The following is a 19,725-nucleotide window of genomic DNA, read 5'->3' on the forward strand; positions in this document are numbered from 1 at the left end:
GGAGGCATGAGCGCGGACGCACTCGACAAGGAGCTGGCAGACCTCGCCGCATCGGCGCGGGCGATGTTGCTGCGTGAGATCGAGACGAGCGGGGCCTTCGGCGCCGATCCACGCTGGGCGGAGGCCTTCGCGGCGGTCCCCCGTCACCTCTTCGTGCCGTACTACTACGTCGGCGGTGTCGGCGGCTATGAACGACGGTGGGGCGGGAGCCCCGACCCGCGTACCCGGGAGCGCTGGGTGCGGGGCGCGTACGAGGACGTCCCGCTGGCCACCAGACTGCGCGACGGCGTGCTGCTCTCCTCCAGCAGCCAGCCCTCCCTGATGGCGCTGATGCTGGCCGAGCTGCGGGTCGAGGACGGAGACCGGGTGCTGGAGATCGGCGCGGGCACCGGCTACAACGCGGCGTTGCTGTCGTACCGGCTCGGCGACGGGAACGTCACCACCATCGACCTGGACCCGGAGATCACCGAGTCCGCCCGTCGCCACCTCGACGACGCCGGGTACCGGCCGACCGTCGTCACCGGGGACGGGGCGCGTGGGGTACCCGAGCGCGCACCCTTCGACCGGATCATCGCGACCTGCACGCTTGCGTCGGTTCCGCGTGCCTGGCTCACCCAGTGCGCTCCCGGAGCCCTGATCCTGGCGCCGCTGGCCACCGGGCTGATCGCGCTGACCGTGCGGGACGTCGGACACGCCGAGGGCCACTTCCTGGAGACCCCGGCCTACTTCGTGCCGTTGCGCGGGTCGGAGCGGCCCGAGCCGGAGCAGCCGGCACTCGCCGGCGTGCCGCACCGGGCCAGGGAGAGCGACACGTTCCGCTTCCTGCTGGCCCTGACCCGGGGCACCCTCGATCCGCAGGAGGCGTCCGTCCTGTGGGAGCGCGAGGGCATGCCGGGGCGGGAGCGGTACGGCATCACGGTCGGCGCCGAGCACGCATGGGCCTGGCTCGACGAACCGGAGGGGCCGTACGCGTGGCCCCTGCCGGGTTCATCGGGTTCATCGGGTTCGTCGGGGCCGGGCCTCGCAGAGGCCTAGCCGCGGCGGATGGTGAGCGTCGTCCAGGCGCCTACGTGCACCTGGTCGCCGTCCTGGAGCGGCACCGGGACGAACGGCTGGATCGGTTCTTCCGAGCCGTTCACCGTGGTGCCGTTCGTCGAGTTCTGGTCGACGACGGCCCAGCTGCCGTCCGGCTGCTGCACCAGCACCGCATGCTGGTGCGAGACGCCCGGGTCCTCCGGCGGTACCGACAGGTCCAGGTCGGGGGTCTCCCCGGTGGAGTGGCGGCGGCGGCCGATGGTGAACTGGTTGCCGGTGAGCATGCGCTGCTGCTCGGGCGAGTACGCGGGCAGGTTGAGCCCCGCGGCCTCGGGGCCCGAGCGGTGCATCATCGCCATGAAGTACGCGCGGTCCGGGCCGATGGTCACCGACCAGGTTGCCGGCTGCTGCTGGTAGGCGGGGCCGGGCGGGGGCGGTGCCTGGGTGGCGCCGGGCTGGGGGTAGCCGTAGCCACCGCCGCCCTGAGCCGGGCCGGGGCCACCGGGGCCACCGGGCGCGCCCTGACCGGGGCCGGTGTGCGACGGCGGGGAGATCACCCAGTCGTCGTCGGCGCCGCCGAAGGGCCGGCCGCCGGGCTGCTGCGGGCGACCGGTCTCCTGCGGGAAGCCGGACGGGGCCGTCGGGCCGGACGGCTGGAAGGCCTGCGGAGCCCCAGGGCCGCCCTGGTTCCTCGGGTCGTTCTGGTTCCTCGGGTCGTTCTGGCCGCCACCGAAGCCGCCCTGGCCTGGTATGCCGGGACCGGCCGTGGGCCCGGGCGGCGGCGGAACCGGTCGCGAGGGGTCGGCGCCGAAGGCGGACGGGCCGCCGGGGCCGGGCGGACCCGGGGGACGGCCGCCGGGCTCGCGCCCGAAGGGGTCGCCGCCGGGGCCGCCGGGCTCGCGCCCGAAGGGATCGGAGGCCTGTCCGCTCTGCTCACGCCGGTAGGGGTCCGAGGGCGGACCCGAAGGCTCGCGCCCGAAGGGGTCGCCGGGCGGGCCGGGAGGACGGCCGCCGGGGCCGGACGGCTCGCGCCCGAAGGGGTCACCGCCCTGGACGGAGGGGTCCCGGCCGAAGGCGCCCGGAGGCGGACCACCGGCAGGACCGCCCGGACGGCCCTGACCGCCGGGCCTGCCCTGACCGCCCGGACCCGAGGGCTCGCCGCCGAACGGCGGGATCGGCTCGGCGGGACGGTTCATCTGGGACGGGCGGGAGCTCTGGTAATCGAACGCGTCACTGCCCCCGTAGGAGGGGGGCGGGGGCTGGAAACGCCCGCCGGGACCACCAAAACCGCCAGGACCACCCTGACCCGGACCACCCTGACCCGGACCGCCCGGACCCGCGCCGGGGCCCGGCGCCGGTGGGCGTGGGGCGGCAGGGGTGTACGAGGTGGCCGTGTTGGTCAGGAAGTTCCACCGGCACTCCTCGCAGAACGGCGCACCGCCCTCACGGGGCGTACGGCACTGCGGGCAGAGCTCCGGTTCGTGGTCCGGCACGGAGGACAGGTGCCGTCCGCCGGGCTGGCCGCCCTGACCCTGGCCGGGCGGCGGGAAGCCGTAGCCGCCGGCGGTCGGGGGCGGTGGGGGAGGGGGCGGAGGCACGGCACCGGCCATGCGGTGACCGCAGACCTCGCACCAGTCGTCGGAACCCGACTGGTGTCCGTTCGGGCAGGTCGGCATGTCGGCGCGTCCCCCTCTCTCCTTCGGTGTCCCAAAAAAGCGTTCAGGTCACTTCTTTACACGAACAGTCTTTGTGGACCGGGTCTCGAGCGTCATCTCGTCGGCGTCCGTGACCTTCGCCTTCAGTCGCACAGTACCTGTCGTGGCATCGACCACGTCCACCACCTTCGCAAGCAGTTTCGCAGTATCACCGTTCCCCGAAGCGCTCGCGAGCTGAACGGCCCGGCCCAGTTTGGCCGTTGCTCCATCCATATCGCCCGCTTTGCGAAGGTCGAGCCCCTGCTGGATGACCTGTGCCAGTTCGGCCTGCCCCGTGTAGTGCGCGACCTGGGGGTTGATCGACGTGGAGGCGGACATGTCGTCGGTCCACACGGCCCGCACCAGGCCCTGCGCGCCGAGGTTCTGGACCGTCCCGTCCGATTGCGGGATCACCAGGGAGACCCGGGAGGCGAGCATCTCCTGGCCGACGTTCGCGGCCGGGACCTCGACGCACACGTGGTAGTCGCGGGACTCGTCGCCCCAGGAACCGGTGGGGTAGTCGCCCGCGCGCGGGCCCACCTCGGTACGGCGTCCGGTCAGCTCCTCGACCGTCGGCGCGACCTGCTTGACGAACTTGATGGCGGTGCCGACCGGGGTCCACAGGCGCAGCGCGACGTCCGCGACCTCCTTGCCCATCGCCGTCTCCATCATCTGCGTGAAGTCGGCGGCGAGGCCGGCCGGGTCGGCGACGATGTCGGCGGTGCCGAGCAGGGCGGAGGCGATCCCTGTGACTTCTTTCACTTCCCAGTCGGTGCCCACGCCGCGTGCGTCACAGGTGAAACGGCCGGCGCAGTCGTCGAGGGCGGTCTTGAGGTCCTGCGGCGACTCGTGCTCGTTGCGGCCGTCGGTGAGCAGGATGCCGTGCCGGATGGCGACGTCCGCCGTCGACAGCAGTCGGTCGGCCAGTCGCAGCCAGGTGCCGATCGCCGTGCCGCCGCCCGCGCTCAGCCGGCGCAGCGCCTGCTTGGCCTGCTCGCGGGTGGTCGCGTCGGCGACCGCGAGCCGGCCCCCGCCCGGATAGACCTCCTTGGCGACATGGGTGCCGCCGATCACCGAGAAGTGCACGCCGTCGCGCAGGGTGTCGATGGCGGCGGCGGTGGCGTCGCGGGCGTTGCGCATCTTGGTCGGCGGGTAGTCCATCGAGCCGGAACAGTCCACCATGACCGCCACGGCTGCGGACGGGCCCTGGCTCGGCGAGTACAGGTGCGGCGCGGCCGCCGCGCCGCCCACCGTGCCGCCGCCGGTGGAGGTCACCGTGACGATCGCGTTGACCTCGCGGCCGCCCTCCGGCAGGTACTCGTTCTGGTAGACGTCCACCGAGAACTGCGGCACGTTCGACTTCGAGAAATTGGCCATGCCTACTCAAATCCCCCTCGGAAACCCCACGCTCGCGGGGCGATGTCTGAATACGGACCGGTCCCCACCGGTCCGTACGCGTGCTTCCCCGTGCTTCCCCGTGCTTTCCGTGTTTCCCGGTGTTCCCCGTGTCTTCCGGTGTTCCCCGTGTTCTCCGGGGTTCTCCTGGGTTCTCCGGTGTTTCCCTTTTTGCGGCCTCAGGCCGATCCTGCCCCCTGCGCGGGGGCGGGGAACGGCACGACGGCCACTGTTACGTTGTCGTGGCCCCCGCCGTCCAGGGCGTGGCCGACCAGGACGCGTGCGCTGTGCAGCGGCCGGGCGGAGGCGTCCGGCGGGAGGACCTCGGCCATCTCCTCGGCCGCCTCCGCGTAGTTCCACAGGCCGTCCGTGCACACCACCACCACACCGGGCCGGTCCGGCTTGAAGGAGGCGGTGTGCGGCTCCAGTTCGTAGGCGTCGGCGCCGAGCCAGCCGGTGATCGCGTGGGCGCGCTCGTCGGCGTACGCCTCCGCCTCGCTCATCAGGCCCGCGGCGACCATCTGCGCGGCCCACGAGTCGTCCTCGGTGAGCCGGGCCGGGGGCGAACTGCGGTCCACCGGGACCCAGTAGGCGCGGCTGTCGCCGACCCAGCCGACGACGAGCAGCCCGGGTGTGACGATCGACCCCACGAGGGTGCAGGCCGGGGCGTTCTGGTGCGGGGCGTGCTCACGGGCCGTGGCCGGCTCGTCGGCCAGCGCGTTGACCGCGTACGAGGCGGCGACGATCGCCTCGTGCATGGCCTGCTGCGGGTGAGTGCCCTGTGGCAGGGCGGCGAGCAGCGACTCCCGTGCCGTCTTCGACGCGGCGAGGGAGGCGTCGTCGGGGCGGGTCGCGGAGGACACGCCGTCGCAGACGATCGCCACCAGAGCGGGCGACCCGTCGGGCAGGGCGGTGCGGCCGAGTCCGAAGGCGTCCTCGTTGCGGTGGTGGCGCAGGCCGCGGTCGCTGACGGCGGCCATGGGCCCCGACTCCAGCTCCATGTGGTCGCGTTCGCGCGGCTGGGCGTGCCCGCAGTTCTCGCAGTACCCGTCGTCGTCGACCCGGCCCGCCCGGCAGGCCACGCACACCTGGGCGGTGTCGGCCACCACGGCGGCCTCGGCGGCCACCCGGGGGTCCGGCGCCTGGAGGGCGTACTCGTCGGGCTCCGAGGGCCGGTCGAACCGGACACCCGAGACACCGGCGCCGCCGGTGACACCGCGGTCCCCGGAAGCGGGGGAGGCGGTGGGAGCCGACGGGAGCGGGCCGCCGGAGCCCTGCGGCACCGGCGCTCCGGGACCCGACGGCGGCGGCACACCGGGCCCCTGCGGCGCCGATGCTCCGGAGGCATGCGGTACCGGCGCGCCGGAACCCGGCGGCATCGACGCCCCGGCATGCGGCGGCGGTGCCGCGGCGGCGACACCGCTCGCGGTGGCACCGTTGAAACCGGCACCGCCGTGACCGGCACCGCTCGCCCTCACGCCGATCGCGCCGGTACCCGGTACGGCCGTACCGCTCACCGTCGGGCCCGTCGGCCCTGCCGCCGCTTGCGCGGGAGCCGGCTGGGCCGAGCCGTTCATCGTGAGGGTCGGATGGTCGTCCGGGCGCGGCGGTACGGCGGACAGGTCGTATCCGCACGCGCCGCAGAAACGGTCACCCGCGTCGAGCGGCTCCGCGCAGCTCGGACACGTCGGCAGGGCGGCCTGCCGGGGCATCTGGGACATCAACTACACCCACGTCCGGGGGCGGTAACGATTGGCACGTTCCACCAGGTCGATCCTTTCCTCGCCGCCGGTCGCCAGCCGGGCCAGCGTGCGGTACGAGCGCTCCAGGCCGAAGCGCAGCCCCCGCTCGTCCAGTTCGCTGCCGAGCAGCACCGGGGCGGTCGAGCCCGCGCCCCGGCCACCGGAGAGTATCCAGTCGAGGGCACAGCCGAGGACTTCCGCGGACAACTGCTCGCGCCGCGTCGGATCCAGACCGTACGCGTCCAGCGCCTCGACCTGGGCCGCGGCGGCGGTGAGGTCCTCCAGGAAGGGTACGTCGGAGGCGAGGGCGGTCCGCTCCCGGAGCCGGGCCCGCACGGCGGCCACCCGGGCCCCCGTGTAGTGGATGGAGGACTCCGGCACCGATTCCAGCGTCCGTACGGCGCTGCGCCGGTCCCCGGCCGCGAGTTGTACGCGGGCCAGGCCGAACGCGGAGCTCACGTAGCTCGGGTCGGTCGACCACACCAGGCGGTAGTACTCGGCGGCGTTGTCCAGCTGCCCCAGCACCTCCGCGCACAGGCCGAGCGCCAGCTTGGGCGTGGGTTCGCCCGGGAAGGCGTCGTAGATCGCGTCGAAGGCGAGCGCGGCGCCCTCGTGGTCGCCGGTGACCAGCGACGTCACGCCCCGGTACCAGACCACCCGCCAGTCGTCGGGCCGTTCGCCCTCCAGTTTCTGGAGGGACATGAGGGCGGCCTGGTGGTCGCCGTTCTCCAGCCAGGCGCGGATCTGCCGCAGCCGGGTCTCGACCGAGGGTGCCGGCGCGGCCGCGAGAGCCGTGATCAGCTCGGTCGGCGCGGACGCCAGCAGGCCGGCCAGGAAACCCGCGTTGGGGTCGGTGGCGTCGACGTGCGGGACGGGCAGCGCGAGCGCGGCGGCGGGCGCGGGGACGGTCTTCACGAGGCCGGGGGCGACAGCGCCCGGCGCGACGGTGCTTCCGGCGCCGGGCGACGCGACACCGCCGGCACCCGCCGGCCCGGAGCCGCCGGCGAAGGCGGGAGCGGCGCCGACCAGCGCGGGAGCCGCGCCGGCGAAGGCCGGAGCGGCGCCCGGCAGGACCGGAGCCGTGCCGCCGGGTGCCGCGGCCTCGTTGCCCGGGCCGCGGGTGAGGGCCGGCGCGGCGCCCGAACCGCCGAACAGACGCGACGACTTGACGGCGACCCGCGCCCCCAGCCGTGACACCTCGCCGGCCGGCTTCGGGAACAGCTCCGTGTCCGTGACCTTGACCTCCGGTCCGAACAGGGTCGACAGCGCGGGCCGCGCCCGGCCGCTCTGCAGCGAGACGACCTCGCGCAGCACGCCCGTCAGCTGCTCCGCCATCTCCTGCGCGGAGGCGAACCTGCGGGCCGGGTCGGGGTCGGTGGCGCGGACCAGCAGCCGGTAGAACGACTCGTACTGCCGGAAGACCTCGATGTTGTCGGGGTCGGGCAGCGAGTCGACGAAGACGGTCGTGTAGCCCTGGAAGTCGAAGGTCAGGACGGCGAGCGTACGGCCCACCGTGTACAGGTCGGAGGCGACCGACGGCCCGACCTCGGCGACCTCCGGGCCCTGGTAGCCGACCGTGCCGTAGATGGCCGACTCGTCGTCGTCCATTCTCCGGACCGCGCCCATGTCGATCAGCTTGAGCTGGTCCTCGGTCTGGATCGCGTTGTCGACCTTGAAGTCGCAGTACAGCAGGTTGCGGCTGTGCAGGTGGCCGAGCGCCTCGAGCGCCTCGATGCCGTACGCGCACGCCTGCTCCACGGGGAGCGGATCCCGCTTGCCCTGCGGGGTGCGGCGGTCGTTGGCGATCTCCTTGAGGGACTTGCCGCCGACGTACTCCATGACGATGTAGCCGTCGAGCGAGCCGGTGCGCTGGTCGAGGTGTTCGACGAAGTTGTAGATCCGCACGATGTTGGCGTGCTCGATCTCGGCGAGGAAGCGCCGCTCCGAGATGGCCGCGGCCATCGCGTCCTGGTCACCGGTGTCCAGGAGGCCCTTGAGCACCACCCACCGGTCGGAGACCGCGCGGTCGACCGCCAGGTAGACCCAGCCGAGCCCGCCGTGCGCCAGACAGCCCACGACCTCGTACTGGCCGTGCACGACGTCGCCGGCCTTCAGCTTCGGCACGAAGGAGTACGGGTGGCCGCACTTGGTGCAGAAGCCCTCCGTGCGTCCCTCCCGCTCGCCGCGCGAACGGCCCACCGGGGCACCGCAGTCGGAACGCGAGCAGAACCGCTTGCGCTCCGGCACCTCGGGGTTCTCCTGCACCATCCCGCGCGGGTCGGGCCTCGGCACCTGCGGCACCGTGACCAGTCCGACGCCGAGCCGGGCCCGCCCGGAGGAGCCGGCCGTCGAGCCGGAGCTGCGCACCGACACCGAACGGCCCGTCGACTTGCCCGACAGCGAACGGGACAGCCGTCCGGACACCGAGCGGCGCGACTTCGACGACTGCGACGACGTACGGGTACTGCGGGCGCTGCGCCCGCTGGAACGTGAACTGGCGCTGCCCGCCGAGCCCTTGCCGCCCCCGGTCACCCCGGTCGGCGGTGAGCCGACCAGGCCTCCCCCGGAGGGGGGACCCCCGGACGAGACGACCGGGGCCAGACCGCAGGTGTCGCAGTACAGCTCGCCGCCGCCCACATCCTCGTACGACCCCTCGCAGCCCGGCCGCTGACACGCCTGCCCTGCCTGACTCATGGCTACTGCTCCCCCCTACGGTCCTCAAGGCCGCCCTGCTCCGGCACGCGCGGTGCCGTGAGCAGTTCGGCGGCCGCCTGCTGGTAGCGCAGGACGGCCTGTCCGGCCACGCGCAGATCACAGGGCGCGCTCCACAGCATGCGGCGCGCCGCGTCGTAGCGCTCGATGAGGAACGGGTCCTCGGCGAGCCCGTGCCGGGCGACCTTCGCCTTGTACGCGTCGAGACGGCCGCGCAGCTCCGCGCGGACCGCCAGTGGCTGGGTGACCGCGGTCAACGACTCGCGGGCACGCAGCAGTTCGTCCTCCGCCTTCTGCTCCAGGGACTCCAGGAGCGGGGACAGGCGGTGCCACTGGGCGTGCCTGCGGTACTCGGCGGCCGTCGCGAGCTGCTCGTGGAGCACGGTCGGCGGGCCGCTGACCACCGGCACCTCCGTCGCGGCGATCTTCGCGAGCACCTCGCCGCGCGCGGTGCGTGCCTCGGCGAGCGTCCGGTCGGCCCGGCTGAGGACGTCCCGCAGCTTCACCAGCCGCTGCTCGGCGTCCTGGCGAACCGTCAGTACCGCTTCGATCTCCCGGCGCACGTCCTCCAGGGCGCGTGCCTCACGGTCGTACACCGTGGTGTCCGGACGGCCGCCGCCCGGCGCCGAACTGCCCTGCGCCCGTACCCAGAAGGCGAGCGGGTCCGACACCACCTGCTCGCGCAGCGAGGTCAGGGTGTGGGTGATGCGCTCCAGGTCGTCGCCCGCCGGGTGCTCGCCCGGACGGACGCCGACGGAGTGGGCGAGCCGGCGGGTGCGCTGGAGCTCCGCGGCCAGTAAATCTATCCGGGCGGGCAGCGCCGACCAGACCGCGTCGGCGGTCACGACCATGTCGAGCGAGGACGCGTAGAGCTCGTTCATCCGGTCGACGAGGGTGGTGAGGGAGAAGCTGTGGCTGAGCCGGCCGGCGCCGTGCAGCGTGGGCGCTTCGGCGGTGGCGGCCGTACCGGCGGCCGAGCCCGCCACCGTGACGGACTCGCCGCGCAGCAGCTCCGTCAGCTCCGCCAGGTCCTCGCGGCTGGACCAGCGGCGGCGCGAGCGGATGTCGCGGGCGCCGCGCAGGGCGTCCGTGTACGCGTCGAAGTACGTCCACAGCAGCGTGATCGACGCCTCCGCGGACGCCCAGCGCTCCTTGGTGACACCGGTGAGTTCGGCGCCTTCGAGGAGCCTGCGGCCCGCGTGGTCCTGGAGGGCGAGGAGCGAGGTCTCGATCGCCTCGTGCTCCGCGCCGAGCCGCGCCAGCGCACGGTCGACCTCGTCCCGGTCCATCACCGGCCCGGGGGGTCCCGTGACGCCCATCGATCACCTCTCGCTGCTGTCGGTCTTCCCGGCTCTGTCCGCCGCCTGCCCCGCCGTCCCGCCCGCCGGTCGTCAGCTCGTGCTCAGGTACTGGGGGGCGGGCGGCGTCGACTTCGTCGCGTCACTGCCCAGTGTCGCCGACAGCCACTTGTCGTACGAGGCCTGCCAGCCGCTCGCGCGGTACTCCACCAGGATCTGGTTGACCCGGCGTACCAGATCCGTCGCGTTCTTCTTCATGGCCACGCCGTAGTACTCGGTCGTGAAGGGGGCGCCCTTGAGCTCGACCGTGGGGTCCTGGGCGGCCTGACTGGCCGCGAGCGCGCCGTCGGTGACCACCGCGTCGACCTCGCCGAGCTGCAACCGCACCAGGCAGTCGAGCTGGTTGGGCACGGGGGTGGCGATCACGACGCTGGAGGCGATCCTGCCCGCCTTCTTGTCGTCGACCAGCTTGGTGTTGGCCGTCGAACCGGTCGCCGTGCAGATCCTGTTCTTCGCCAGCGTGTCGTCGTAGCCCTTGATCGTCGAGGACTTGGGGGCGAGGACCTGCTGTCCCGTCTTGAAGTAGGGCGCGGAGAACGCGACATCGGCGAGGCGGGTGCAGGAGATCGTCATGGTGCGTACGACCATGTCGACCCGGCCCTCCTGGATGGCCGGGATGCGCTGGTTGGTCGGGATGGCCTTGAACTGGACCGCGTTCGGGTCGCCGAGGATGTCCTGGGCGATCCGGTGGACCAGGTCGATGTCGAAGCCCTCCAGCTCCGCGCCCGTGTTGTTGGGGTCGCGGTAGCCCCAGCGGTAGCTGTTCTGGTCGACCCCGACGATCAGCTTGCGCTTCTCGCCCGTCCGGGCCTTGATGGCGGCGATCGTCGGACCGTCCGCGCTCGACGGCGTCGGCGTCCGCTTCTCCGGGTCGGTGCAGTCGGCGTCGGCCGCCTGGGTGCCCGTGGCGACGCCCTGGCCGGCCCGGCCGGTGCTTTTGTCGCCGGGCGACCGGGTCGTCCACGGCAGCAGCAGGACGAAGGACAGCGCGAGGGCGCACAGTGCCGTCATCGCGCCCACTCCGCCCCAGCCCTTCAGGCCGGCCCGCACTCGTCGCACACGCATCGTCACGCCCCCTTCCACCGGTACGCCTCCTTCCGCCGGTTCGCTCCCGCCCGCCGACACGCTCCTGCCCACCGGCAGAGGCCTGTTCACCGATCCGCGCCCGTTCACCGGCACACGCCCGTTCACCGGTACTCCGACAGTCTGCGGCCGATGCCGACGACCGCGCCCGCGGCGCCCAGCACGGCGAGCACGGCGGCGCCGATCGGCAGGCCGGTCATCGCGCCCAGGCCGTCCCCGGCCGCCTGCCGGAACTCGGTCTGCTCGTGCGCCAGCGCGTCCGCGAGGTTCTGGTCGACGTTGTCGAAGCACGCGCCGGTCGCGTCCTTGCCGCCGATCACCAGGGCCAGCGCCTGCTCGTAGTTGCCGTTGTCGTCCTGCGCGCGGGCCGCGGTGTGGCGCTTCTTCCACTCCGCCATGTTGCTCTCCGCCGACGCGACCGGCTTCTCGCCCGCCTGGTCGTCGGCGAGCTTCGCCGCGAGGGTGAGGCCCTTGCCGAGGGTGGTGATCTCGGTGGTGAACTCGTGGTCGTACTTGTCGAGCGTCACCTCCTCGCCGTCGGCGGCCACCTTCACCGTCTCGGCGCCGCGCGCCACCAGCGTCAGGTTCTCGTTGCCGCGCGCCTTCAGGGAGGCGATCCGGGCGTCGTGCAGGACGTTCAGCGAGCGGACGCCGTGGTCGTAGGAGTCGTTGAGCCCCGCGCGGGCCACGCTGTGGCCGACGACCAGCCAGAGCAGGACGACCGTGGTGGTCGCCGTCGCCGCGACCAGGCCGTGGTTCAGGACCCGGTTCGTACGGCGGTAGTTGCGGTGCTGCGCCCAGGCGAGACCGGCCAGCGCGAGGACGCCGAGACCGATCGCCGCCCACGGGTAGGGGGTGGCGTCGCCGTAGTCGTCCTGGAGGCGCTGGTTCTCCTTCGTGTAGAGATCCTGGGCCGCCGGGAGCATCTCCCCCTGCATCTTCTGGTTCGCGTACCGCAGATAGGCGCCGCCGACCGGGAAACCCTGCCGGTTGTACGTCCGCGCGCGCTCCACCAGGCCCTTGTACTCGGGCAGCAGTTTGTTCAGCTTGGTGATGAACGCCGTCGAGGGCGAATCGGGGTCGGCGTTGTTGGCCGCCGTGACGAGCTTGGAGGCGGCCTCGTCGATGTCCTCCTCGTAGCGCGACCGGGACTCCGCCGTCTCCTGGCCCCCCGCCAGGAATCCGCTGGAGGCCGCCGTGTTGGCGTCGGCCAGCGCACGGTAGATGTCGGCCGCGGCCGTGCTGAGCGGCTGGCTCTTGTGCAGCACGTCGTCGGCGGCGGCCGCGCGGTCGGTCGTCTGCCAGGCCGTCACGGCGCCGAAGGCGAGGACGAGCAGGGCGAGGAGGGCGCCGATGATGCGGAGCCGGCCCGGCTCCGTGGTCGCCGCCGCGCGCGCCTTGTCGACGCCCTCGGCGAAGGCCGTACGCCGCGTCGGCGGTGGCGCCGAGGCCGGCGCAAGTGGCGCTACGGTGCTGCCTGGTGCCGGTTTTGCCACGTTTGACCTCCCCCATGGTCATCTGCCGCCGCCAGTATCGCTGGCGGGACCGGTCATGCGCACCGGCCTTCACTGGATCTTGATCAGATCGCAGTCACCTCTGCCCATGAATACGCGTCGGGTGGGTGTTCGGTTCCCTGGTGGGGGCCCCTGTTGCGTTCGGGGGCGCATGCGGTCACTCACCCCGCGTGGAAGTGTCCGCGCACCCTTCGCTGCACGTCGGCGTCCGCCCCCAGCCGGTCCAGGCCCAGCAGCGCGGCCCCCAGCACCGGGCGCTCCCGTACGACGCTCGGCACCGCCTTCGGCGCCCGCGCGGCCAGGAGCTCCCGTACCCCGTCGTCCAGTTGCCCGTGGCCCGCGGTGAGAACGCCTCCCCCCAGAAGTACCGGTGTCTCCTCCTCCAGAAGGTCCAGCCGGGTCAGGGCCACCGTCGCCATGGACACCACCTCCTGCGCCAGCCGGTCGACGATCGTGCGCGCCACCGCGTCCCCGTCCCGCGCCGTGGCGAAGAGGACCGGGGTCAGTTCGTGGCGGCGGGACGGGGCGATGTGCTCCAGGTGGAGGGCCTCGATCAGGGCGTACATGGACGGCAGACCGAAGTGGGCCGGGAGCGCGTCGGTGAGGGCGGTCGGTCCGCCCCGGCCGTCCTCCGCCCTCGCCGCGTGCCATATCGCCTCCTCGGCCAGGCCCCAGCCGCCGCCCCAGTCGCCGGAGAGGCGGCCGAGGGCGGGGAAGCGGGCGGTGCGGCCGTCGGGGCGCATGCCGACGCAGTTGATGCCGGCGCCACAGACGACGGCCACCCCCCGCGGGTCGGCGACGCCCGCCCGCAGGATGGCGAAGGTGTCGTTGCGGACGTCCACGGAGTCACCCCACGCGCGTGCGTGCAGGGCCGCCGCCAGCTGCTCCTCCTCCACCGGCAGGTCGGCGTTGGCCAGACAGGCCGAGACATGGACCGCCGAGTCGACGCCGGCCGCCGTGTACGCGCGCGTGACGGTGTCGGCCAGGGCGTCCACCGCCGCCGTCACGCCCACGGCGGGCGGGCGGAAGCCGTCGCCCCGGGCCGTGGCGAGGACCCTTCCGTCGGCCGCCACGACCGCGACGTCCGTCTTGCTGTTGCCCGCGTCGATGGCGAGCACGCTTGCCGTCAGGCCCACGCGAGATGCTCCCGGTTGTGTGCGATCAGCTGGTCGGTCAGCCGCTCGGCGTACTCGTACTGGGCGATCAGGGGGTGGGACAGCAGGGCCTTGAAGACCCTGTCGCGGCCGCCGTGCAGGGCCGCCCGCAGGGCCAGGTCCTCGTACGCCGTCACGTTCGCCGTCAGGCCGCTGTAGAGCGGGTCCAGGGGCGGCACGGGCAGCGGGGACGGACCCTTGGGGCCCACCGCCGCCTGTACCTCGATCACCGCGTCGTCGGGGAGGAAGGGCAGCGTGCCGTTGTTGAGCGTGTTCACCACCTGGTACGGGCTGCCGGATCCGGTCAGCAGCGCCGCCGCCAGGTCCACCGCGGCCTCCGAGTAGTAGGCGCCGCCGCGCTTCGCCAGCAGCTCCGGCTTCTCGTCCAGCGCCGGGTCCGCGTACAGCGACAGCAACTGCCTTTCCATCGCCGCCACTTCCGCCGCCCTCGACGGCTTCGTACGCAGCTCCCGCACGACCTCGTCGTGCGCGTAGTAGTAGCGCAGGTAGTACGAGGGGATCGTGCCCAGCCGGTCCAGGAGTACGCGGGGCAGGCGCAGGTCGGCGGCGATGGCGTCGGCGTGGGCGGCCAGGAGGCCCGGCAGCAGGTCCTCGCCCTCGGGGCCGCCCAGCCGTACCCCGGTCTCCCAGGTGAGGTGGTTGAGGCCGACGTGGTCCAGGTGGACGTCGGCCGGGGTGACGTCGAGCAGGGCGGCGAACTTCCGCTGGAGGCCGATCGCCACGTTGCACAGGCCGACCGCCTTGTGGCCGGCCTGGAGCAGGGCGCGGGTGACGATGCCGACCGGGTTGGTGAAGTCGATGATCCAGGCGTGCGGGTTGGTACGGCGGACCCGTTCGGCGATGTCCATGACCACCGGGACGGTGCGCAGCGCCTTCGCGAGGCCGCCCGCGCCCGTCGTCTCCTGCCCGACGCAGCCGCACTCCAGCGGCCACGTCTCGTCCTGCTCGCGCGCGGCCTGTCCACCGACGCGCAGCTGGAGCAGCACGGCGTCGGCGCCCTCGACGGCCGCGTCCAGGTCGGACGTGGTCACGATGCGCCCCGGGTGGTCCTGCCGGGCGAAGATCCGGCGGGCCAGGCCGCCGACGAGGTCGAGGCGGTCGGCCGCCGGGTCGACGAGGACCAGTTCCTCCACGGGAAGGGTGTCCCGCAGGCGGGCGAAGCCGTCGATGAGTTCGGGTGTGTAGGTCGAGCCGCCGCCGACCACGGTGAGTTTCACTGGCGAGTGCCTCGCTTCCGGGTGCCGGGGGTGGTGTTCATGGGCCGGGGGGCCGGGGGTTGTCCCCCGGGAGTCTGTGGCTTCATGGCTTGTTAACCCTTTACTCCGGTGAGGGTGACACCTTCGACGAACGCCTTCTGGGCGAAGAAGAACACGAGGATCACGGGGGCCATGACCAGCACGGTGGCCGCCATGGTGAGGTTCCAGTCGGTGTGGTGCGCGCCTTTGAAGGACTCCAGGGCATAGGAGAGGGTCCATGCGTTCGGATTTTCGGAGGCGTAGATCTGCGGGCCGAAGTAGTCGTTCCAGGCGGCGAAGAACTGGAACAGGGCGACGGCGGCGATGCCGGGCTTCGCCATCGGCAGCACGACCTTCAGCAGGGTGCGCAGGTCGCCGCAGCCGTCCACCTTCGCCGCGTCCAGGTACTCGTTCGGGATGGTCAGCAGGAACTGGCGCAGCAGGAAGATCGAGAACGCGTCGCCGAACGCCAGCGGGATGATCATCGGCCACAGGGTGCCCGACAGGTCCAGCTGCTTCGCCCAGAACAGGTACATCGGGATGACGACCACCTGCGGGGGCAGCATCATCATCGAGATCACCAGCATGAGCGTCAGATTCCGGCCCCGGAAGCGGAACTTGGCCAGCGCGTACGCCACGGGGACGGACGAGACGACGGTGAGGACCGTGCCCAGTCCGGCGTAGACCAGCGTGTTCCGCCACCAGGTGAGGAAGCCCGGGGTGTCGAAGACCTTCCGGTAGTTGGCCCATTCCCAGGTGTGCGGGATCAGGTCCCGGCTGAGCGCCTGGGAGTCGCTCATCAGGGAGGTCAGGAACACGAACACGAAGGGGAGGGTGAAGAAGAGGGCCGCGGCCACGCCGAGGGAGTGGACCGCGATCCATTCCAGCAGGGCCTTGCGGCGGGCGGTGCGCTCGGCGGGGGAGGCGGGTGTCCGCAACTCCGCCGGACGGTCCAGTACTTGGGTCATGGAGGTCAGTCACCTGCCTGGATGAGACCGCCCCGGCGCCGCATCAACAGCGCGGTGAACGCCATCGAAAGGGCGAACAGCACCAGGGCCACGACACAGGCCGAGCCGTAGTCGAAGCGCTGGAAGCCGAGGTTGTAGACGAGTTGGGGAAGGGTGAGCGTGGAGTGCTCCGGATAGCCGGGCTCGAACATGGTGCCCGCGCCCTGGATCACACCCGAGGCGACCTTTCCGGCGACCAGGGGCTGTGTGTAGCACTGCATCGCCGCGATCACGCCGGTGACGACCGCGAACATGATGATCGGCGAGATGTTGGGGAGGGTGACGAACCGGAACCGCTGCCACGCCGAGGCGCCGTCCAGTTCCGCGGCCTCGTACTGCTCCTTCGGTACGTCGAGCAGCGCGGCCATGAAGATGACCATCAGGTCGCCGACCCCCCACAGGAACATCAGGGTGAGGGCGGGCTTGGACCAGCTCGGGTCGTTGAACCAGCCGGGCGCCGGGATGCCGGCCTTCTCCAGGATCGAGTTGACCGGGCCGGTGCCGGGGTTGAGGAGGAAGGCGAAGGCCATGGTGGCGGCCACCGGCGGGGCCAGGTAGGGCAGGTAGAAGAGGGTGCGGAAGACACCCGTACCGGTCTTGATCTTCGTGATGAGCATGCCGATCCCGAGTCCGAACAGGACCCGCAGGGTCACCATGATCACGACGAGCCAGAGCGTGTTGCGCAGGGCCGGCCAGAAGAACGGATAGTGCTCGAAGACGTACGTCCAGTTCTTCGTGCCGCTCCACGTCGGCGGTTTGAAGCCGTCGTAGTGCATGAACGAGAAGTAGACCGTCGAGATCATCGGGTACGCGAAGAAGACCGCGAAACCGATCAGCCAGGGGGAGAGGAAGGCGAGGGTGCGCAGCGCCGAGCGCCGGTGCTTCGCCCTCAAGGTGTGGGTGGTCATCGCTACTTCGCCTGCGCGATGTCCGTGTCGATCTGCGCCGCCGCCTTCTTCAGGCCGGCCTTCAGGTCGGTGAGCTTGCCGCTCTCGTAGTCGTAGCCGAGCTGCTGCACGGTGGTGAGGTAGACGCCGCCGTTGAGAGACGCCGGGGAGGTGGTCGAGTTCGGGTTCGCGGCGATGTCCAGGAACGTCTTGAAACGCGCGTCGTACTTCAGATCCGGGGACTTCAGGGCCGCCAGCGTGGACGGCACGTTGTGGATGGCGTTGGAGAAGGCGACGACCGCGTCCGTGTCGGTGGTCATGTACTTCACCAGCTCCCAGGCCGCGTTCTGCTTCTTGCTGGTGGCGGCGATGCCGGCGATGGTGCCGGTGATGTAGCCCTTGCCGTACTGGGCCGCCTGGTCGTCCGGGACGGGCAGCGGGGCGACGCCGATCTCGAAGTCCGGCTTGGCCTCCAGCGCCATGCCCAGCCGCCACTCGCCGTCGAGCTGCATCGCGACCTGACCGGTCTGGAAGGGGTGCTTCGGGCCCCACTCGTCGCCGAGCGTGGAGCGGAAGGTCTCCAGCTTCTTGAAGCCGCCGAGGTCGTCGACGAGCTTCTTCTGGAGGGTGAAGGCGGAGGCGACGGCCGGGTCCGTGGCGATGGTCGACCTGCCGGCCGTGTCGAAGTACGTCGGGGAGAACTGGCCGAGGTAGTGCTCGGTGGTCGTCTCCCAGCCGTGGTAGTTCGGCATGAAGCCGAGCTGCTTGAACGTGTTCCCCTGGGTGATCGTCAGCTTCTCGGCGTCGGCCGCGAACTCGGACCAGGTCTTGGGCGGAGCGGTGATGCCCGCCTTCTCGAACGCCGTCTTGTTGTAGTAGAGGCCGTACGCGTCGCCCAGCAGCGGGACGGCGCAGCGGTTGCCGTCGAACTGGGTGTACTCGTTCATGGCCTTCGGGAAGGTCGTGGCCGGGTCGATGTCCGCCTTCTCGAAGAAGGGGTTGAGGTCGACGAGGGCGCCCGACGAGCAGAACTTGCCGACGTTGTTGGTGGTGAACGACGAGATCACGTCCGGTGCCTTGGTGCCGCCCGCGCGCAGCGCCTGGTTGATCTTGTCGTCGGTCATGTTGCCGACGACGTTCACATGGATGTTGGGGTGCGCCTTCTCGAAGCCCGCGACCAGCGACTTCACGGCCTTCACCTCGTTCGGCGCGCTCCAGGCGTGCCAGAAGGTGAGGGTCGTCTCCTTCGACGCGTCGTCGTCGGAGCCGGTCGCGGACTGGCCGGTACAGGCGGTGGTGCTGAGCAGGAGGGCCGTGGAGGCGGTGAGGGCAAAAGCCGCCTTTCGGACGACTACGGGTATGCGTGTGGGCATGGCGGAGCCTTCCAGGGACAGGGCAGGGTGAGTGGAAAGAAGTGAGGTGAGGTGGAGCGGGGTGGAGCGGGGTGAGGTGCGGTCCGGCGGAGGGGGTGGTGGTGCGGCTAGCGCGAGGTGTCGAAGACCTCGTCGCGGGTGGCCGCCAGCGCGCTCTCCAGCGCGCCGCGCAGCACGGGCCGTTCGGTGACGTCGCCCATGACCAGCTTCGGCCGGGACGCGGCCAGCTCCTCCAGCTCGTCCTGGACGAGGGCGCGCAGCACCTCGCCGCCGGCGGTCAGGGAGGCGCCGCTGAGGACGACGAGTTCGGGGTCGAGTACGGAGACCAGCGAGGCGAGACCGGTCGCCAGCCGGGTCGCGTACGTCTGGAGCAGTTGCCGGTGCGGGGCGGTGTCCTCGGCGGCGGCCCGCGCGACGAGCGCGGCGGCGACCTCCGCGTACGGTCCGGACGGGAGGTCGGTGATGCCGAGTTCCCGGGCCAGCCGGGGGACGGCCTGGGAGCCCGCCAGCTCCTGGAAGCCACCGCTGTTGGCCTTGGTGACCTGCCGGACCAGGGGTGCGCCCGGAACCGGCAGGAAGCCGACCTCGCCGGCGCCGCCGGTCCAGCCGCGGTGCAGCCGGCCGCCGAGGACCAGGGCGGCGCCGAGACCGCCCTCGTTCCACAGCAGGACGAAGTCCTCGTGGTCGCGTGCCGCGCCCAGGCGCTGCTCGGCGACGGCGGCGAGATTGACGTCGTTCTCGTACTCGACCGGCATCGGCAGGGCCGCTGCGAGATCGTCCAGCAGCGCGGGGGAGTGCCAGCCGGGCAGGTGGGAGGCGTAGCGCAGCCGGCCGGTGGTGGGGTCGAAGGCGCCCGGGGTGGCGACGACCAGCCGTCGCACCTCGTCCCGGGTGAGGCCCGCGGCCTTCACCGCGCCGTCGAGGGCGTCGGTGACCTGCCGGACGACGGCGTCGGCGGTCTTCCGGCCGGGCGTGGGCACCTCGAACGTGCCCACGGTGCGGCCGGTGGCGTCGGCGACGGCGGCCAGGACGCGTTCGGGGGTGACGTCGAGCCCCGCGGCGTACGCGGCGGCCGGATTGACCTCGTACAGCTGGGCGTTGGGGCCGGGGCGCCCCTCGGTGGTGCCGGTCGCGAGCACCAGTCCCGCCGCCTCCAGCCGGGCCAGCAGCTGTGAGGCGGTGGGCTTCGACAGGCCGGTGAGCTTGCCGATGCGGGTGCGGGACAGGGGGCCGTGCGCCAGCAGGAGGTCGAGGGCGGCGCGGTCGTTCATGGCGCGCAGGACGCGCGGGGTGCCCGGCGTACCGGCGATTCCTGCCATGGGGTCGACACCTGCCTTTCTGAACTGCCCAGCTTCTCAAGTACGCCGGACGCAAGTCCACATCCGGTCACTGTTAGGAAAGTTTCCTATCGGCTGGCAGGAACGTAGACCCGTCACGAACGGGACGTCAAGGAGTGAAAGGGCAAACACCCCCGAGGCAACAGAGTCGTTACTTCGGGGGCTCGGGGGCTCGGGG

At 72.1% G+C, this 19,725-nt stretch carries 15 protein-coding genes; 2 read left to right on the forward strand and 13 right to left on the reverse strand.

Going from position 1 to position 19,725, the window contains the following annotated elements:
- Positions 1-6 precede the first annotated feature (6 nt).
- The gene (locus QQM72_RS25515; protein WP_314223182.1) at positions 7-1,035 is read left to right on the forward strand and encodes a methyltransferase domain-containing protein; all 1,029 of its coding nucleotides are present in this window, start codon (positions 7-9) and stop codon (positions 1,033-1,035) included.
- On the opposite strand, the gene QQM72_RS25520 is transcribed toward QQM72_RS25515, so the two are convergent.
- From QQM72_RS25520 to QQM72_RS25535, 4 genes are all read right to left on the reverse strand, one after another.
- Positions 1,032-2,711, reverse strand: a complete 1,680-nt coding sequence (locus QQM72_RS25520; RefSeq protein WP_314223183.1) for an FHA domain-containing protein — start codon at positions 2,709-2,711, stop codon at positions 1,032-1,034. The genes QQM72_RS25515 and QQM72_RS25520 overlap by 4 nt on opposite strands.
- A 48-nt stretch (positions 2,712-2,759) precedes the next feature.
- On the reverse strand, positions 2,760-4,106 hold the full coding sequence (locus tag QQM72_RS25525) for a vWA domain-containing protein (protein WP_314223184.1): 1,347 nt from the start codon (positions 4,104-4,106) through the stop codon (positions 2,760-2,762).
- A 197-nt stretch (positions 4,107-4,303) separates the two neighbouring features.
- Positions 4,304-5,845 carry a PP2C family serine/threonine-protein phosphatase gene (locus tag QQM72_RS25530; protein ID WP_314223185.1) on the reverse strand — a complete coding sequence of 514 codons (1,542 nt, stop codon included), beginning with the start codon at positions 5,843-5,845 and terminating at the stop codon, positions 4,304-4,306.
- Positions 5,846-5,848: 3 nt separating this feature from the next.
- Entirely contained in the window at positions 5,849-8,158 is a 2,310-nt protein-coding gene (locus tag QQM72_RS25535) for a tetratricopeptide repeat protein (protein ID WP_449657437.1), read from the reverse strand.
- Between the two features lie 10 nt (positions 8,159-8,168).
- Between QQM72_RS25535 and QQM72_RS41040 the strand changes: the two genes are divergently transcribed.
- Complete coding sequence (locus tag QQM72_RS41040; protein WP_449657438.1) at positions 8,169-8,537, forward strand: hypothetical protein; 369 nt, start codon at positions 8,169-8,171, stop codon at positions 8,535-8,537.
- Between the two features lie 25 nt (positions 8,538-8,562).
- Here the strand turns inward: QQM72_RS41040 and QQM72_RS25540 are convergent, their stop codons facing one another.
- The 9 genes from QQM72_RS25540 to QQM72_RS25580 form a co-directional block, all read right to left on the reverse strand.
- Positions 8,563-9,897 carry a hypothetical protein gene (locus QQM72_RS25540; protein WP_314223187.1) on the reverse strand — a complete coding sequence of 445 codons (1,335 nt, stop codon included), beginning with the start codon at positions 9,895-9,897 and terminating at the stop codon, positions 8,563-8,565.
- A 72-nt stretch (positions 9,898-9,969) separates the two neighbouring features.
- Positions 9,970-11,001, reverse strand: coding sequence for a glutamate ABC transporter substrate-binding protein (locus tag QQM72_RS25545; RefSeq protein ID WP_314223188.1), 1,032 nt, complete (start codon positions 10,999-11,001; stop codon positions 9,970-9,972).
- 122 nt (positions 11,002-11,123) lie between these two features.
- Positions 11,124-12,515, reverse strand: a complete 1,392-nt coding sequence (locus QQM72_RS25550; protein WP_314223189.1) for a hypothetical protein — start codon at positions 12,513-12,515, stop codon at positions 11,124-11,126.
- Between the two features lie 179 nt (positions 12,516-12,694).
- On the reverse strand, positions 12,695-13,669 hold the full coding sequence (locus QQM72_RS25555) for an N-acetylglucosamine kinase (protein ID WP_314223190.1): 975 nt from the start codon (positions 13,667-13,669) through the stop codon (positions 12,695-12,697).
- Positions 13,660-14,925: a 6-phospho-beta-glucosidase gene (locus QQM72_RS25560; protein WP_314223191.1), complete on the reverse strand. Its 1,266-nt coding sequence runs from the start codon at positions 14,923-14,925 to the stop codon at positions 13,660-13,662. The genes QQM72_RS25555 and QQM72_RS25560 overlap by 10 nt, the downstream gene beginning before the upstream one ends.
- A 92-nt stretch (positions 14,926-15,017) precedes the next feature.
- Entirely contained in the window at positions 15,018-15,911 is an 894-nt protein-coding gene (locus QQM72_RS25565) for a carbohydrate ABC transporter permease (RefSeq protein ID WP_314223192.1), read from the reverse strand.
- Positions 15,912-15,916: 5 nt separating this feature from the next.
- Complete coding sequence (locus tag QQM72_RS25570) at positions 15,917-16,858, reverse strand: carbohydrate ABC transporter permease (protein WP_314223193.1); 942 nt, start codon at positions 16,856-16,858, stop codon at positions 15,917-15,919.
- Positions 16,859-16,860: 2 nt separating this feature from the next.
- Complete coding sequence (locus QQM72_RS25575) at positions 16,861-18,210, reverse strand: ABC transporter substrate-binding protein (RefSeq protein WP_314223194.1); 1,350 nt, start codon at positions 18,208-18,210, stop codon at positions 16,861-16,863.
- A gap of 107 nt (positions 18,211-18,317) precedes the next feature.
- Positions 18,318-19,529 (reverse strand): ROK family transcriptional regulator, encoded by a 1,212-nt coding sequence (locus QQM72_RS25580; protein WP_314223195.1) that lies wholly within the window; start codon positions 19,527-19,529, stop codon positions 18,318-18,320.
- Positions 19,530-19,725 lie beyond the last annotated feature (196 nt).

Origin of the sequence: Streptomyces zaehneri, assembly GCF_032248645.1 — a bacterium.
GTDB classification, from domain to species: Bacteria; Actinomycetota; Actinomycetes; order Streptomycetales; family Streptomycetaceae; genus Streptomyces; species Streptomyces coriariae.

What these genes read in the sequence shown, in the direction of transcription:
- QQM72_RS25515 (WP_314223182.1), top strand. Translation starts at nt 7, where the DNA reads ATGAGCGCGGACGCACTCGACAAGGAGCTGGCAGACCTCGCCGCATCG.
- QQM72_RS25520 (WP_314223183.1), bottom strand. Translation starts at nt 2,711, where the DNA reads ATGCCGACCTGCCCGAACGGACACCAGTCGGGTTCCGACGACTGGTGC.
- QQM72_RS25525 (WP_314223184.1), bottom strand. Translation starts at nt 4,106, where the DNA reads ATGGCCAATTTCTCGAAGTCGAACGTGCCGCAGTTCTCGGTGGACGTC.
- QQM72_RS25530 (WP_314223185.1), bottom strand. Translation starts at nt 5,845, where the DNA reads ATGTCCCAGATGCCCCGGCAGGCCGCCCTGCCGACGTGTCCGAGCTGC.
- QQM72_RS25540 (WP_314223187.1), bottom strand. Translation starts at nt 9,897, where the DNA reads ATGGGCGTCACGGGACCCCCCGGGCCGGTGATGGACCGGGACGAGGTC.
- QQM72_RS25545 (WP_314223188.1), bottom strand. Translation starts at nt 11,001, where the DNA reads ATGCGTGTGCGACGAGTGCGGGCCGGCCTGAAGGGCTGGGGCGGAGTG.
- QQM72_RS25565 (WP_314223192.1), bottom strand. Translation starts at nt 15,911, where the DNA reads ATGACCCAAGTACTGGACCGTCCGGCGGAGTTGCGGACACCCGCCTCC.
- QQM72_RS25570 (WP_314223193.1), bottom strand. Translation starts at nt 16,858, where the DNA reads ATGACCACCCACACCTTGAGGGCGAAGCACCGGCGCTCGGCGCTGCGC.
- QQM72_RS25575 (WP_314223194.1), bottom strand. Translation starts at nt 18,210, where the DNA reads ATGCCCACACGCATACCCGTAGTCGTCCGAAAGGCGGCTTTTGCCCTC.
- QQM72_RS25580 (WP_314223195.1), bottom strand. Translation starts at nt 19,529, where the DNA reads ATGGCAGGAATCGCCGGTACGCCGGGCACCCCGCGCGTCCTGCGCGCC.